The 14,146-nt window shown below is 67.4% G+C and carries 11 protein-coding genes; 6 read left to right on the top strand and 5 right to left on the bottom strand.

Annotation, left to right across the window (positions count from 1 at the left end; translation table 11 throughout):
• The first annotated feature begins 224 nt into the window (after nucleotides 1-224).
• The 3 genes from OCL97_RS00195 to OCL97_RS00185 all read left to right on the top strand — a co-directional run bounded on the left by OCL97_RS00195 (nucleotide 225) and on the right by OCL97_RS00185 (nucleotide 2,456).
• The gene (locus OCL97_RS00195; protein WP_377366562.1) at nucleotides 225-1,382 is read left to right on the top strand and encodes a peptidoglycan DD-metalloendopeptidase family protein; all 1,158 of its coding nucleotides are present in this window, start codon (nucleotides 225-227) and stop codon (nucleotides 1,380-1,382) included.
• Nucleotides 1,363-1,863: a bactofilin family protein gene (locus OCL97_RS00190; protein WP_377366560.1), complete on the top strand. Its 501-nt coding sequence runs from the start codon at nucleotides 1,363-1,365 to the stop codon at nucleotides 1,861-1,863. Before OCL97_RS00195 ends, OCL97_RS00190 begins: the two co-directional genes overlap by 20 nt.
• Before the next feature lie 176 nt (nucleotides 1,864-2,039).
• Nucleotides 2,040-2,456, top strand: coding sequence for a DUF805 domain-containing protein (locus OCL97_RS00185; protein WP_304779966.1), 417 nt, complete (start codon nucleotides 2,040-2,042; stop codon nucleotides 2,454-2,456).
• Here OCL97_RS00185 and OCL97_RS00180 read toward each other — a convergent pair.
• From OCL97_RS00180 to OCL97_RS00165, 4 genes are all read right to left on the bottom strand, one after another.
• Complete coding sequence (locus tag OCL97_RS00180; RefSeq protein ID WP_377366558.1) at nucleotides 2,441-3,142, bottom strand: 2-phosphosulfolactate phosphatase; 702 nt, start codon at nucleotides 3,140-3,142, stop codon at nucleotides 2,441-2,443. The genes OCL97_RS00185 and OCL97_RS00180 overlap by 16 nt on opposite strands.
• A 39-nt stretch (nucleotides 3,143-3,181) precedes the next feature.
• Nucleotides 3,182-4,295 (bottom strand): peptide chain release factor 2 gene (gene prfB, locus OCL97_RS00175; protein WP_377366556.1). Its coding sequence is split into 2 segments (ribosomal slippage): nucleotides 3,182-4,225 and nucleotides 4,227-4,295, totalling 1,113 coding nucleotides; the frame shifts between segments, so codons are not numbered across the junction.
• A gap of 49 nt (nucleotides 4,296-4,344) precedes the next feature.
• Nucleotides 4,345-6,759, bottom strand: coding sequence for a penicillin-binding protein 1A (locus OCL97_RS00170; RefSeq protein WP_377366924.1), 2,415 nt, complete (start codon nucleotides 6,757-6,759; stop codon nucleotides 4,345-4,347).
• A gap of 59 nt (nucleotides 6,760-6,818) precedes the next feature.
• Nucleotides 6,819-8,012 carry an N-acetylmuramoyl-L-alanine amidase family protein gene (locus OCL97_RS00165; RefSeq protein ID WP_377366554.1) on the bottom strand — a complete coding sequence of 398 codons (1,194 nt, stop codon included), beginning with the start codon at nucleotides 8,010-8,012 and terminating at the stop codon, nucleotides 6,819-6,821.
• Between the two features lie 408 nt (nucleotides 8,013-8,420).
• On the opposite strand from OCL97_RS00165, the gene OCL97_RS00160 reads away from it, so the two are divergent.
• From OCL97_RS00160 to OCL97_RS00150, 3 genes are read left to right on the top strand one after another with little or no spacing between them, the layout of a single operon-like run.
• A complete protein-coding gene (locus tag OCL97_RS00160; protein ID WP_377366552.1) occupies nucleotides 8,421-11,093 on the top strand; it encodes an Rne/Rng family ribonuclease in 2,673 nt (890 codons plus the stop codon).
• Nucleotides 11,094-11,143: 50 nt separating this feature from the next.
• Nucleotides 11,144-12,547, top strand: coding sequence for a M48 family metalloprotease (locus OCL97_RS00155; RefSeq protein WP_305336604.1), 1,404 nt, complete (start codon nucleotides 11,144-11,146; stop codon nucleotides 12,545-12,547).
• A gap of 31 nt (nucleotides 12,548-12,578) precedes the next feature.
• The gene (locus OCL97_RS00150; RefSeq protein WP_377366550.1) at nucleotides 12,579-13,307 is read left to right on the top strand and encodes a DsbA family protein; all 729 of its coding nucleotides are present in this window, start codon (nucleotides 12,579-12,581) and stop codon (nucleotides 13,305-13,307) included.
• Here the strand turns inward: OCL97_RS00150 and OCL97_RS00145 are convergent.
• Nucleotides 13,304-14,110 (bottom strand): class I SAM-dependent methyltransferase, encoded by an 807-nt coding sequence (locus OCL97_RS00145; protein WP_377366548.1) that lies wholly within the window; start codon nucleotides 14,108-14,110, stop codon nucleotides 13,304-13,306. The genes OCL97_RS00150 and OCL97_RS00145 overlap by 4 nt on opposite strands.
• Between the last annotated feature and the right edge of the window lie 36 nt (nucleotides 14,111-14,146).

Genomic DNA, 14,146 nt, shown 5'->3' with positions numbered 1-14,146 from the left:
CGTCTCAGGGATGTTGTAGAATTGTCGCGTGCGGCCGGTTTACGCGCCCGACAGCATCTTGATCTGCCTGAGAAGCTAGCGCGGCCCTTCACGGCCCGTTAACCAGTCAAGTTAAGAATTGCATCATCCGGCCAGCGCTCCCTTGTGGCGCGAACCCCCTTGCGCGTTATCAAATTCTCATCGCATATCGCCGGGACTTCAGTTCCCTAGCCGACGCGGTGTGTATGTCACGCTTTTCGCGCCTTCGCCGATCGCTGGAAGAGCTTTTCCCCGAACGCCACCTCTATGTCCGCTCCGGCGGCGAGATGCGGGCCTTTGTCCTGACGACGGGAAAGCAGCTCACCTTCGCGTCCGTCCTGGCGGTCTGCGCCCTGTGGATGGGCATCTGCACCGCGGCCATGATGGTGAACGCCATGGCCCTGTCGGCGACCGATCAGGAAATCGCGCGGACCCAGGCCAAGTACGAACGCTGGATCGCCGACCGCCAGGCGCGCCTGAACAGCGCCGTGGCCCAGCTCAACGCCGCCAACGGCTCAGTCGACGACCTCGCCCTAACGGTCGAGAAGCGCCACGCGGCGCTGGCCATGTTGCTGACCGACGTCAAGGGTGCGCCGGGGCTGACCCACGCGCTGGCCCCCACCATCCAACGCGCCAGCAACGTGCCGGCCGGAACCAACCCGATGCGCCGCATCGAATTGGTGCGCGCCAGCCAGGAACGCCTGATCGACGCGGCCGACAACTTCGCCAAGAGCCGGGCTGACCGCCTGCGCCTGGCCTTCCGGCTCGCCGGCCTGACGCCCACATCCTACACCCCCAAGGGCGGCTCTCTGGGTGGTCCGCTGATCGAGGCGAAGGATCCGAGGGCCCTGGCCGCGGTTCTCGACGTCGACGAAAGCTTCGCGGTCCGCATCCAGCACGCGGCCACCAACATGTCCGAGGCCACGGCCTTGGCCGAGGCCGCCGCAAAACTGCCCTTCGCACGCCCCACCAACCATACCGGCCAGTCCAGCGGCTTCGGCGTGCGCTTCGATCCCTTCACCCGCCGCCCGGCCTTCCACTCCGGCCTCGATTTCGTGGGCGGGTTCGGCGTGCCGATCTACACGACCGCGCCGGGCGTGGTGTCCTTCACCGGCGTGCGTTCGGGATATGGCAACACCATTGAGATAGACCACGGGAGTGGCTTCAAGACGCGCTACGCGCACCTGCAGGCGATCGGCGTCAACGCCGGGCAGCGGGTGGCCGTGGGTCAGCGGATCGGGGCCATGGGCTCGACCGGCCGTTCCACGGGTCCGCATCTTCATTACGAGGTCTGGGTCAATGGACGCGCCCAGAACCCCGACCGTTTCGTGAAAGCCGGCGATTATGTTCTCCAAGACAGCTAAGACCCCCGCCAAGCCCCCGGTAAAATTCGACTCCACCCCTGCCCCGCTCGCCGCGGATCCGGCAGGCCAGCGCAAGGCGCCGCGCGCGGCCTCGCTGATCAGCGAGAACATCACCATCGAGGGCAATGTGACCGGCGAGGGTGAGGTCCACATCGACGGCGTCGTGCGCGGCGACGTGCGGGTCGGCAAACTGACCGTTGGCGAAACCGGCCACATCGAGGGCGGCGTCTATGCCGAGGCGATCGAGGCCCGCGGCCGCATCATCGGCGCCGTGACCGCCAAGCAGGTCCGCCTCTATGGCACCGCCTATGTCGACGGCGATATCACCCATGAGCAGTTGGCCATGGAAACCGGCGCCTTCTTCCAGGGCCGCAGCCTGAAGTTCCAGCGCCCCGCCACCCCGCCGGCGCCGGCGCCGAGTCCCCTGGCCCAGGCCAGCGCGCCCGCCCCGACCCCGGGACTGGCTCCCAAGCCGGTCTAGACCCTTTCCGGATCAGGTTGAATCAACCTGATCGGATAAAAAGGGTCTATCTTCTTGAATCTAGAGCATGTCCGGGCGGCGAACCGGCGCCCACTTGCGCCTGACATGCTCTAAGCGACGGGTTGTAAGCCGCCGCGCAACGGCTAAGCTTTCCTGATCTTGACCGGGAGGGCCTCATGGACCTGATGCTGCAGCCGCTGCGCAAGTACGCCGACTTCAATGGCCGAGCGCGACGTTCTGAATACTGGCTGTTCGCGCTCTTCGTGGCGCTCGTGCAGATGGCGGCCGGGATACTCTCTTGGTTTGTCGGTGGCGACCTCAGCCGCGACGCCTTCGCCACGCCGGCCTCAGCCGTCATCGCCCTGATTTACTTCGGCTTCTGCCTGTACATCCTCATTCCGTCGCTGGCGGTCAGCTTCCGCAGGCTGCACGATAGCGGCCGCACGGCCTGGTGGCTCCTGTTGGGCCTCATCCCGATCCTGGGTCAGCTGGTGTTGCTGATTTTCATGATCCTGGACGGGACGCCCGGCGATAACCGCTACGGCGCCAGTCCCAAAGGCCCCGCCTCCCCCGAGGCTCAGCCGGCGACGTAGACCCCGTCGCGCAACAGGGGCGCTGCGGCGCTGACGTTGCGTTCCAGCGCCAGGTCGACATCGATCTCGAAGCCTCGCTCGATGAGCTCCCGGCCCGACAGACAGTCACGGATCAAGGCGTCCAGCTCGCTCTGCGCGCTGCGCCAAGCGTCGCGGGCCACCCTCGCCTCTGCGGTCATCTCGCCGGCCAGGGCTTCGATGATGGCGCCGGCCCCGATCAGGTCCTCGATGGCGGGGCGCAGAGTGTCGCCGGGCCAGCGTTCGCCCGCCGGGATCAGTCCGATGTCGCCGCCTTCCGCCAGCTCTCGGGCCTTGGCGGCCACCGCCCTGGCGTTGCGCAGGCAGCCCGCCAGCACCGGCGTGTCGCCTACAGCCAGGGACAGGCGTGAACCGTTGGGCGACGGCAATAGCAGGCGGTCGCCGGGGCTGAGGTCTCGCAGGCTGGCCGGAGACAGGCTGAACTGACCGCCGGCGGCGCGTTTGGGCGCGGCCACCATGGCGCCGACCTTGTCGGCCTCGGCCTTGGCCGCCTCGTGATCGCCGAGCGGAAACGGATGGATCAGCGCGCCACGCCCGACGGCGATGTCCACCGCTGTGGAGAACGACAGCACGTCGACGATGACGAACACTGAGACCTGCGCCCGCAAGGCCTCGATCCCTTCCCGCGCCCATTCACAGCGGATCATCGGCCGGCCTCCTTGATCGAAGCGCTTCGACTTCCCGCCCTAGCCCTCGCGGGTGACGCCGACGCGTTGAGCCAGGGAAGCGCCCATGAAGGTGTCCAGGTCGCCGTCCAGCACGCCTTGCGTGTCGGAGGTCTCCACCTCGGTCCGCAGATCCTTGACCATCTGATAGGGCTGCAGGACGTAGGAGCGGATCTGGTGGCCCCAGCCGATGTCGGTCTTCTGGTCCTGCATGGCCTGGGCCTCCGCCTCTCGCTTCTGCAGCTCCATCTCGTAGAGCCGCGCGCGCAGCATCTTCCAGGCTTCCTCGCGGTTCTGGTGCTGCGAGCGCCCCGACTGGCAGGCGACGGCGACGCCGGTCGGGATGTGGGTCAGGCGCACAGCTGAGTCGGTCTTGTTGATGTGCTGCCCGCCGGAGCCGGACGCCCGGTAGGTGTCGGTGCGCACATCCGAGGGGTTGATGTCGATAACGATGGTGTCGTCCACCACCGGATAGACCCAGACCGACGCAAAGCTCGTGTGCCGCTTCGCCGCCGAATCGAAGGGCGAGATCCGCACCAGGCGATGGACCCCGGCCTCTGTCTTCAGCCAGCCATAGGCGTTGTGACCCTTGATCTGCAGGGTCACCGACTTGATCCCAGCCTGCTCGCCCGAGGTCTCTTCCAGGAAGTCCACGGTCATGCCGTGGGCGGTGGCCCAGCGGCTGTACATCCGCAGCAGCATGCCGGCCCAATCGTTGGACTCGGTGCCGCCGGCGCCGGAATTGATTTCCATGAAGGCGTCGTTGCCGTCGGCCTCGCCTGAGAGCAGGGCCTCCAGCTCGGCGCGCCCGGCGCGTTCCTTCAGGCCCTTGAGCTGGGCGCGCGCCTCGTCGAGGGAGGCCTCGTCGCCCTCCTCATCGGCCATCTCGGCGTAGCCGATGGCGTCGGCCAGGTCGCGCTCGATGGACTGGACGGCCTCGATGCTGGCCGCCAGCTTGGACCGCTCACGGGTGATGGCCTGGGCGGCCTCGGCATTGTCCCAGAGGCTCGGGTCCTCGACCCGGGCGTTCAGCTCATGCAGTTTTCGGAGGGCAGGTTCCCAGTCAAAGACGCCTCCTGAGCAGGTCGATCGACTGCTCGATGTCGGCCTTGGCAGCCTCAACATCCGCTCTCATGGGAAATTCCTTCGAAAGGTGAGCGGCGGGCAGTAGCGGTTTGCCCGCCCTAGTACAACCCGCTCATGTCATCCTGCTTCTTCGGCGGGGCCGGGGGCGCGGGCGCTCCGGTCGGCTTGCCGTCCGGCCAGACCTGCTGATAGGGCTGCGGCCCCTCGCTTGGGCGATAGGCGGGCGAGATTGCGACCTTGGGCTCGGTCCCCGGCTTGAAGGCCTCACGGATACCTCGGACCATGACGAACTTGGCGCTCTTGGGCGCCTTGAACTCGGTCTTTGGCAGGCCCTTGGTGGCCTCCATCATGAACTCGGTGAAGATGGGCACCGCCGCGGTGGTCCCCGTTTCGCCTTCGCCCAGGCTGCGGTTGTCGTCGAAGCCGACGAAGACACCGGCGACGATCTGCGGCGTGAAACCGACGAACCACGCGCTGCGGTATTCGTTGGTGGTCCCCGTCTTGCCGCCGACCGGGCGGCCCAGCACCGATGCCGAGGTCGCCGTGCCCCGCTGGACCACGCCCTGCAGCATTGAGGTGATCTGGTAGGCAGTGACCGGGTCCATCAACTGCGCGCCGCCGGGCGCGATGCGCGGGCTTTCGTCACCATTGAAGCCGGCGTCGCAGCGGGAGCAGTCTCGCTTGTCGGCGCGGAAGATGGTCTTGCCCTCGCGGTCCTGCACCAGTTCGATCAGGTGGGGCTCGACCTTGCGGCCGCCGTTGACGAAGGAGGCGTAGGCCGCCGTCAGCTTGAAGGGCGTCGTCTCCCCGGCGCCCAGCGCCATGGCCAGCACCGGCTCCATGTCCCGCACCACGCCCAGCTTGATGGCCATGTCGCGGATTTTCGGCATGCCGACCCCTTGGGCGAGGCGCACCGTCATGGCGTTGCGCGACAGCTCCAGCCCTTTTCGCAGGGTCAGGGCGCCATAGTACTTCTTGTTGTAGTTCTCCGGGGTCCAGTCCGCGCCAGCCGCCCCCTTCAGGGTGATGGCGCTGTCCATCACTACGCTGCCCGGCGTGTAACCGTTCTCCAGAGCCGCGGCGTAGACCAGCGGCTTGAAGGCCGAACCCGGCTGGCGCATCGCCTGGGTGGAGCGGTTGAAGTTGGACAGCGAGAAGGAATAGCCGCCGACCATGGCCAGGACGCGCCCGGAGTTGGGCTCCATGGCCACCAATGCGCCGTTGACCGCGGGCACCTGTTTCAGACGGTAGCCACCGCCCACAACCGGCTCGACGAAGATGAGGTCGCCGACCACAGGCACGCCGCGCCCGGCGCGGGCCCAGGCCACGTCCTCGGCGACAAGAGCCCCGGTGGCGCCGCCATCGGCCACCTGGATGCGAATATTGGTGTTGGAAGACTCTGTCACGACCGCCGGCTGCCAGGTGCGGCGCTCTGCCGGCAGGGTCTTCTTCTTGGCCAGGGCCTCCCAGCCCGGCGCGATGGTCACGTGGCCCCAGGCCCCACGCCAGCCATGGCGGCGGTCGTACTGCTCGAGGCCGTGCATCAGGGCCACGCGGGCCGCTGTCTGCATCTCCGGGTCGAGGGTGGTGCGCATGTAATAGCCGCCCTCGTTCAGCCTTTGGCCGAGGGTGGCCAGGCCGCGGCGGCGGACCTCCTCCACGAAGAAGTCGGCGTCGCGATACTTGGCGCGGCTGGGGGCGTTCTGGACCTTGAGGTCCTCCTTCAGCGCATTTTCGGCGTCGACGCGACTGACCCAGCCGAGGTCGGCCATCTGCCCGATGATCCAGTTGCGACGGGCGATGGCGTTCGCCTTGCGCCGGGTCGGATGGTAGTTGTCCGGCCCCTTGGGCAGCGCCGCCAGATAGGCGCACTCGGCCAGGGTGAGGTCGGAAATCGACTTGCCGAAATAATTGTAGGCCGCCGCGCCGACGCCGTACGAGCGATAGCCCAACCAGATTTCGTTCAGATAGAGCTCGAGGATCTGCTCCTTGTTCAGCGTCTGCTCCAGGCGCCGGGCCAGGATGGCTTCCTTCAGCTTGCGCCCCACCGTGGCGTCACTGGTCAGCAGGACGTTCTTGGCCACCTGCTGGGTGATGGTGGAGCCGCCCTCGAGGCGCTTGCCGCGGGCCGCGTTCAGCACGTTGCGCATCATGGCCCGCGTCAGGCCCATGGCGTCCACGCCCGAGTGCTGGAAAAAGTTGCGGTCTTCCGCCGCCAGGAAGGCCTGGGCCAGCTGCGGCGGGATATTGTCATAGGGAACGAAGATACGGCGCTCGCGGGAGAACTCGCCGATCAGGGTGCCGTCCCAGGCGTAGGCTCGGGTGGCGGTGGGCGGCCGGTAGTCCACCAGGTCACCAGCGTCCGGCATGTCATGGAACAGCCACGCGGCGTAGATGGCGATGGCGAACCCAGCCACCGCGATTGCGCTCAACACGGCGACGCCGGCGATCGCGACCCATCTTTCCGGGGGGTTCAAGACTGACAGACCTCCGCGGGCGCCCTCCTCCCGCATGGTCATCGTCTAGAGCGGGTTTCGGAAAAGGGAAAGCCGGTTTTGTGACGCGCTGAGACTTAGCGCGAGGCCAGCCGGGTCTCTTGCGCGAAGTAGGCGTCGATGGAGTCGCCGACGGCGTTCATCAGCTTGGCCCGGCTGGCGGGATCGCGCAGGAAGGCCTCGTCCTCGGGATTGTTCACAAAGCCCATTTCCAGCAGCACGGCCGGCACGTCGGGCGCCAGGAGAACAGCAAGCCCGGCCTCCCGGTGGCTGCGGCGCAGCAGGCGCATGTCGCCGTCGGCGATCCGATCCAGGACCATCTCGGCGAAGGTGGCCGAGCGGTTCTTGGTGGAGCGCTGGGTGAGGTCAAAGAGGATGCCGGAAACCCCCCGGTCGGCCTGGTTCACCTTCATGAACCAGTCGTCCTTGGAGATCAGCTTCTGCGAGCGGGCCACGGCGCGGTCGGCGAGGGTGTAGACGCTCGCCCCGCGGGTGGTGGTGCCGGGCCCCGAGTCCGCGTGCAGTGAAATGAAGAGGTCAGCCCCAGCCTTGCGCGCGATCGGCACCCGGGTCTCCAGGGGCACATAGACGTCCGAGGACCGGGTCATGACCACCCGGTAGCGACCGGTGCGCTCCAGGCGGGCCTTCAGCGCCAAGGCGGCGGCGAGGGTCACTTCCTTTTCGAAGCCGTTCGCTCCGACAGCGCCGGGATCCTTGCCGCCATGGCCGGCGTCGATGACCACCGTCTTCTTGAGGTTCAGGGGCGGCGGGCGGATGGCCGGCGCGGTGTTGGAGATCAGGGTGACCCGGTCTCCGCTGGCGCGCGGCGCGGCCGCTGCGATGTCGATCACATAGCGGTAATTGGCGGCGCCGTCGGCCGGCGGCAACAGGAAGCGGCGCTTGATCACCGCATCGTTGGAAAGGTCGATGCGCAGGCGGGCCCCCAGGGCGCCGCCGTCCAGCATCCAGCTCTTCACCAGGCCCTGGCCACCGCCCTGTAAGGTGCGGCCAACGCTGACGCCGGGAAGGTTCATCACGATCCGGCGGTCGCTCACCCCGTCGGACGCCACCTTGGCGGTGGCCGAGCGGTCGAGATCAATGACGATGCGGGTCTCGGCCTGATCCCCGCCAAGGCGGACTTTCAGGACGCCTCCACCCGAGGCGTTCGCCTGGCCGACCGCGGCGACCGCAAGGCAGCACACGCCCGCGGCGATGGCCGCCAGGGTACGCTTCCCGAATCTGTTGAAGGCCGCGCCTACTTTTGCGAGCACAATGCCCCACACCACACGCATTTTGATTTGAACCCCATATACCCCTTGGTTGCGTGGAGAAACGGTTAACCCGCAGGGGCTGAACTGGGGCTGAAGCCGATTGTCTTTCTTTTTTCAGCTTACTGTTGCAATGTCCCCCCGCGCCGGAGGACGCCCTGCCTGTCAGGGCCATGTTCCGCGCGAAGCCCGCGTCGGCTTCGGCCGAATCCTCGGCCATGACGCATCAATCCGATCCGCGCTCCCTCAAGGAGCGCGCCTGGGAAACAACTATGGGCAGCGCCGCTCGAGCCCCTTTCCGGCCTTGCACCGCCCGCGTCTCTGACGCGGCCGGCGAAAGCGTGCGCGCCCTCATGACAAACCGGCAGCGCCCGAGCCTGGAGCTCCAGGCGCGCCACGGAGATCGCCTATATGTCCAAGAAAATGCTTATCGACGCCGCTCACGCAGAAGAGACGCGTGTGGTGGTGATCGACGGAACACGGGTTGAAGAATTCGATTTCGAAAGTCAGAACCGCAAGCAACTCCGGGGGAATATCTATCTCGCCAAGGTGACGCGGGTCGAACCGTCCCTGCAGGCCGCCTTTATCGAGTACGGCGGCAACCGGCACGGATTCCTGGCCTTCAACGAAATCCACCCGGACTACTATCAGATTCCGGTCGCCGACCGCGAAGCGCTCATGCGCGAAGAGGCCGATGAAGAGGACGACGAGCCTCGCGGCCGGGGTGCTCCCACGTCCGAGAACGACGACGATGACGACGACGCGTCCGACGCGGACGAAGACGATGTCATGGACGAGGAGGTCGCCCGGCGCCGCCGGCGGCTGATGCGTCGCTACAAGATCCAGGAAGTGATCCGCCGTCGGCAGATCATGCTGGTCCAGGTCGTCAAGGAAGAGCGCGGCAACAAGGGCGCGGCCCTGACCACCTACCTCTCCCTGGCCGGCCGCTATGGCGTGCTCATGCCGAACACCGCCCGCGGCGGCGGCATTTCACGGAAGATCACCACGGTCACCGACCGCAAGCGCCTGAAGGGCGTGGTCCAGAGCCTCGACGTACCGCAGGGTATGGGCCTGATCGTTCGCACGGCCGGCGCCAAGCGCACCAAGGCCGAGATCAAGCGCGACTACGAATACCTCCTGCGCCTGTGGGAGAATATCCGCGACACCACACTGCACTCCGTGGCCCCCGCCCTCATCTATGAGGAAGAGGACCTGGTGAAGCGCACCATCCGCGACCTCTATGACAAGGACATCGACGAGGTCTGGGTCGAAGGCGAGGCCGGCTTCAAGGAAGCCCGCGACTTCATGCGCATGCTGATGCCGTCGCAGGCCAAGAAGGTGCAGGCCTATCGCGAGGCCACCCCGCTGTTCGTGAAACACAAGGTCGAGGATCACCTCGCCCAGATCTACACCCCCACCGTGCCCCTGCGTTCGGGCGGCTACCTGGTGATCAACCAGACCGAGGCCCTGGTGGCCGTCGACGTGAACTCCGGGCGCGCGACCCGCGAGCGGAACGTCGAAGCCACCGCGTTGAAGACCAACATGGAGGCGGCCGAAGAGACGGCCCGCCAACTGCGTCTGCGCGACCTGGCCGGCCTGATCGTCATCGACTTCATCGACATGGATGAGTCGAAGAACAACCGGGCCGTCGAGAAGAAGCTGAAGGACTCGCTGAAGGACGACCGCGCCCGGGTCCAGATGGGCAAGATCAGCGGCTTTGGCCTGATGGAGATCAGCCGCCAGCGCCGCCGCTCCGGCGTCCTGGAAGGCACGACCCACGTCTGCGAGCATTGCGCCGGCACCGGGCGCGTCCGCTCGGTGGAGTCCAGCGCCCTGTCGGCCCTGCGCACTGTCGAAGGCGAGGCCCTCAAGGGTGGCGGCGAGGCGACTCTGAAGGTTCCGCGCGCCGTCGGCCTCTACATCCTCAACGAGAAGCGCAATCACCTGGCGCGGATCAATGAAGGCCTGGGGCTGTTCGTCACCATCGTCATCGACGACGCCATGTCCCACGCCGATCACGAGATCGAGCGCACGGCCAGCGAGGCGCGGCCCGAGCATGCCGTGGTGCACCACACGCCGTTGCAGGCCTATGTCCCCGACGACGACGACTTCGACGACAACTCCGTCGAGGACGAGGAAGAGGACGACGAGGAAATCCTCGAGGCCGAGGAAGACGAGGAATATGAGGGCGGTCGCGATCCGGTCGTCGCCCATCAGTCCGAAGGCCGTGGCGAAGAGCGCGGAGGCGAAGACGACGGCGAACGGGCCGGCCGTGGCCGCCGCCGCCGCCGCCGCGGACGCCGCGATGGTGAGCCTCGCCCCGACCAGCCCGCCGCCGAGCCCCGCGCTCCGGTCGAGGCCAAGGGTGACTACGAAGATGACGGCCAGGGTGGCAGACGCCGCCGCCGTGGCCGCAGAGGCGGTCGCCGCATGCGCGACGACAGCCGTCCGCAGGACGCCTTCTCGTGGACCCGTCCCTGGGTGCCCTACGGCGATGATCCCTTCGTCTGGCACGACCCGGCGGAAGATTTCCGCACCCCGGCCGCGGCCAACGACAGTCATGACGCCCCCGCCGAGTCGGTCGAGTCGGCCGGCGAGGAAAACTCGCCGATGATCGCACCGGCCACCGAGGGCGGCCATGACATGTGGGTCGAACTGCCCGCCCTGGACGAGAAGCCCAAGAAGACCCGGGCGCGTCGCGGCCGCAACCGTGGCCGCAGCGACGAGGCCGATGTGGCCGAAGCGCCGGCCGCCGCCGAGGAATTCCCCGACCCCATCGCGGTGATCGAGGAAGCTGCGGCTCCGCTGCCGGAACCCGAGGCCGAAGCCGAGGCGCCCGCAGCCCCGGCCAAGCGCAGCCGCGCCCGCAAGCCCAAGGCCGAGGCCGCGACGGTGGAGACCCCCGTGCTGGAGGCGCCCGCCGCCGAGCTGGCGCCGGTCGAAGTCGTCGCCGAACCGGTGGTGCAGGCTCCGGCCGCCAAGCCGGCCCGCGCGGCCAAGGCCAAGGCGCCCGCCGCCGCCGACCCGGCGGAAATCTCGACACCGCCCACCGCGCCTCGCAAAGGCTGGTGGCGTCGGGGTTGAGAGGCTAGGCTGAACCAATGAAGGGCTGGGGGGCGCTTGGAGTTTCGACGATGGCGTCCCCTGCCCGCTCGCTTTCTCGCCTGGCCCTGACGACGACTGTCGCGTTCAGCCTGCTGATCCATGCGGCGCCGGCTCAGGCCCAGGAGGGTGTGTCCCTGATCCGGGACACCGAGATCGAAGAGACCCTGCGCAAGGACTCCGTGCCGCTGTTCGACGCGGCCGGCGTGGACTCCAAGTCGATCGATATCCTGCTGATCGGGTCCAAGGACCTGCAGGCCTCGGCGGGGCCCGGCCAGATGGCGGTCTATACCGGCCTCATCCTTGAGACCGAGAACCCGAACCAGCTCCAGGGCGTCATGGCCCATGAAATCGCTCACCTGGCCGGCGGTCACTCCGCTCGTTCGGGGGACATGAACGCCGCGGGCATGAAGCCCTTCCTGCTGACCATGGGCCTGGGCGTCCTGGCGGCGCTGGCGGGTTCGGCGGAAGGGGCCGCGGCCCTGGTGGGCAGCGCCAACTATTTCGGGGCGCTGGGCGCGATGGGCTACAGCCGCGAGCAGGAATCGCGCGCCGACCAGGCCGGCCTGACCTATCTCGAAAAGGCCGGTCTGTCGGGCCGCGGCCTCGTCGAGTTCTTCGACAACTTCCGCTACCAGGAGGTCTTCCAGGAGGCGCGCCGCTTCGCCTATTTCCGCAGCCACCCCCTGTCGTCAGACCGGATCGAGGCGCTGAGGAGCCGCGCCCAGGTGCTGCGCAACTACGACGCCAAGGACAACCCCGAGGCGGTGGCCGAACACGCCATCATGAAGATGAAGCTCGACGCCTTCATCAATCCCCAGCTGGTCATGGGCCGGCTGGACGAGAAGGACCAGTCGTACACGACCCGCTATGGCCGGGCGATCGCCTACTACCAGCTCAAGGAGCCAGACAAGGCGCTGAAGATCATCGACGACCTGCTGGCCGATCAGCCGGCCAACCCTTACCTGTACGAACTGCGGGGCCAGATTCTCTTCGAGTTCGGCCGCGCCGTTGAGGCCGAGGCGCCGCAGCGCAAGTCCGTCGAACTGAAGCCCGAGGCGCCCCTGCTGCGCATCAATCTCGGCCAGACCCTGATCGCGCTGAATGACGAAAAGAAGCTCGATGAGGGGATCTCCGAACTGAAGCGCTCGCTGACCATTGACGAGGAGAACGCCGAGGCTTGGCGTCTCCTGGCGCAGGCCTACGACCGCAAGGAACAGGATGGCCTGGCCCGCTACGCTACCGCCGAGTACAATTTCCAGATCGGCAATCGCCAGCAGGCCCTCGTCTTCGCCATGCGCGCCCGGGAGAAGCTGGAGAAGTCCACGCCTGAATGGCGCCGCGCCACGGACATTGTCCTGGCCTCGTCCCCCACTAAGGACGACCTCAAGGATCTGGCCAACGAAGGCTCGATCCGCCGCGGTACGCTCCGCTGATCTTTCCCGCTCTCCAAGCCAAGCAGACCGCATGAAAACCCCGACCCGCGCCGTCCTGGCGCTCGCCGCCATCCTCGCCCTCTCAGGCTGCCAGAAGTCCGCCGACGCGGCCTTCGGCCAGAAGGTGCGCGCCTACCTGCTGGAACACCCCGAGGTGATCGAGGAGGCGGTGCAGAAGCTGCAGGAAAAGAAGGTGGCCGAGGCCGCCAACCTGGCCAAGGCCGGCATGGTGAAACACCGCAAGGCGCTGGAGCAGGACCCGCGCGACTTCGTGGCCAACCCGAACGGCAAGATCACGGTGGTCGAGTTCTTCGATTACCGCTGCGGCTACTGCAAGACTTCCGCGCCGGAGATCCTGCAGATCATCCGTGAAAACCCCGATGTGCGGTTCGTCTTCAAGGAATTCCCGATCTTCGGCGGCGAATCGACCCTGGCCGCCGAGGTGTCCCTGTCCCCGGCGGGCAAGGCCCAAGGCCTGGCGCTACATAAGAGCTTCATGGCCGAAAAGGCCCTGGACGCGGCCTCCATCGACCGGCATCTGGCCGCCCTGGGAATCAATCCCGCGCAGGCCCGGGCCGCCGGCCAATCGGCCGCCGTCCAGAAGCACATCGCCGACACCCGCGAGCTGGCCCACTCCCTCGGCATCGAGGGCACGCCGGCCTTCATCGTCGGCGACCGCATGGTACCCGGCGCCGACATGCCAGCCCTGCGCGCCGCCATCGCGGCGGCCAAGGCCGGCGATATCAAGCGGGCCAGCTAGACGGCGCGAGCCACCCAGATCTGCTCGCCGCCATAGGCGGCGGGCGACCGCTCGAAGTCCGAATAGACGCTGAGCGCCTCGAACCCCGTGAGCTCCAGCAGGTAGGCCATCTCCTGGCGCGTGGACCAGCGCAGGGTCCACGAGGTCTCGTGGCTGCCCAGCACGCCGCCCTGGGCGTCCAGCTCCTCGATACGCATCCGCTCCCCCGTCGTCTGCTCAAAGGGATTGGTGTGGCGACCCAGGCAGGTGCGGCGGAAGCGGCGGCCGCTCACCGGGTCGACCACCTCACGCGGCGGTGGCGGCGGCGGTTCGCCTACGCACGCCTCCAGCCGAGCGTCGAACATGTCGATGACCAGCATTCCGCCGGGGTTCAGGCAGCGCCAGACCCGCTCCAGCGTCTTCCTTTGGTCGATCGGGTCTATCAGGTGCTGAAGGGACCGGGCCGGGATCAGCACCAGGTCGAACCTGTCCTGGGTCTCGAAGGCCTGCATCGGCGAACAGATCAGCCGCGCGCGGCCCCAGGCGGATGGCCTCAGGGCCTGCAGCCTTCGATCGGCGAGGTCCAGCATGGCCCGCGAAATATCCACCCCGGTGACCTCGAAGCCCGCCTCCACCAGCGGGGTCAGGATGCGTCCCGTGCCGCAGGCCAGTTCCAGCACCTTGCCGCCTCGGTCGCGGGCGAGGTTTAGGTAGAAGTCGATGTCGCCGGTCAGCTTGCCGACCTCGGCGGCGAACAGGTCATAGCTCTCGACGGCGAGGCCGCCGCCGTAGAACGCGTTGGGATTGAGATCGTCGTGGGGCATCGGGCGGTCCTGTCTCGGTGATCCGGAAGACAGGGT

This window comes from Phenylobacterium ferrooxidans, assembly GCF_042714595.1.
GTDB classification, from domain to species: domain Bacteria; phylum Pseudomonadota; class Alphaproteobacteria; order Caulobacterales; family Caulobacteraceae; genus Phenylobacterium; species Phenylobacterium ferrooxidans.
Note: the sequence above shows the minus strand (reverse complement) of the source record. Positions and strands in the feature narration are given on the sequence as shown.

Bases quoted from the DNA above. Each gene is read 5' to 3' on its own strand.
- OCL97_RS00185 (WP_304779966.1), top strand. From the start codon at position 2,040: ATGGACCTGATGCTGCAGCCGCTGCGCAAGTACGCCGACTTCAATGGC.
- OCL97_RS00170 (WP_377366924.1), bottom strand. From the start codon at position 6,759: ATGCGGGAGGAGGGCGCCCGCGGAGGTCTGTCAGTCTTGAACCCCCCG.
- OCL97_RS00190 (WP_377366560.1), top strand. From the start codon at position 1,363: ATGTTCTCCAAGACAGCTAAGACCCCCGCCAAGCCCCCGGTAAAATTC.
- OCL97_RS00155 (WP_305336604.1), top strand. From the start codon at position 11,144: ATGGCGTCCCCTGCCCGCTCGCTTTCTCGCCTGGCCCTGACGACGACT.
- OCL97_RS00145 (WP_377366548.1), bottom strand. From the start codon at position 14,110: ATGCCCCACGACGATCTCAATCCCAACGCGTTCTACGGCGGCGGCCTC.
- OCL97_RS00195 (WP_377366562.1), top strand. From the start codon at position 225: ATGTCACGCTTTTCGCGCCTTCGCCGATCGCTGGAAGAGCTTTTCCCC.
- OCL97_RS00180 (WP_377366558.1), bottom strand. From the start codon at position 3,142: ATGATCCGCTGTGAATGGGCGCGGGAAGGGATCGAGGCCTTGCGGGCG.
- OCL97_RS00160 (WP_377366552.1), top strand. From the start codon at position 8,421: ATGTCCAAGAAAATGCTTATCGACGCCGCTCACGCAGAAGAGACGCGT.
- OCL97_RS00150 (WP_377366550.1), top strand. From the start codon at position 12,579: ATGAAAACCCCGACCCGCGCCGTCCTGGCGCTCGCCGCCATCCTCGCC.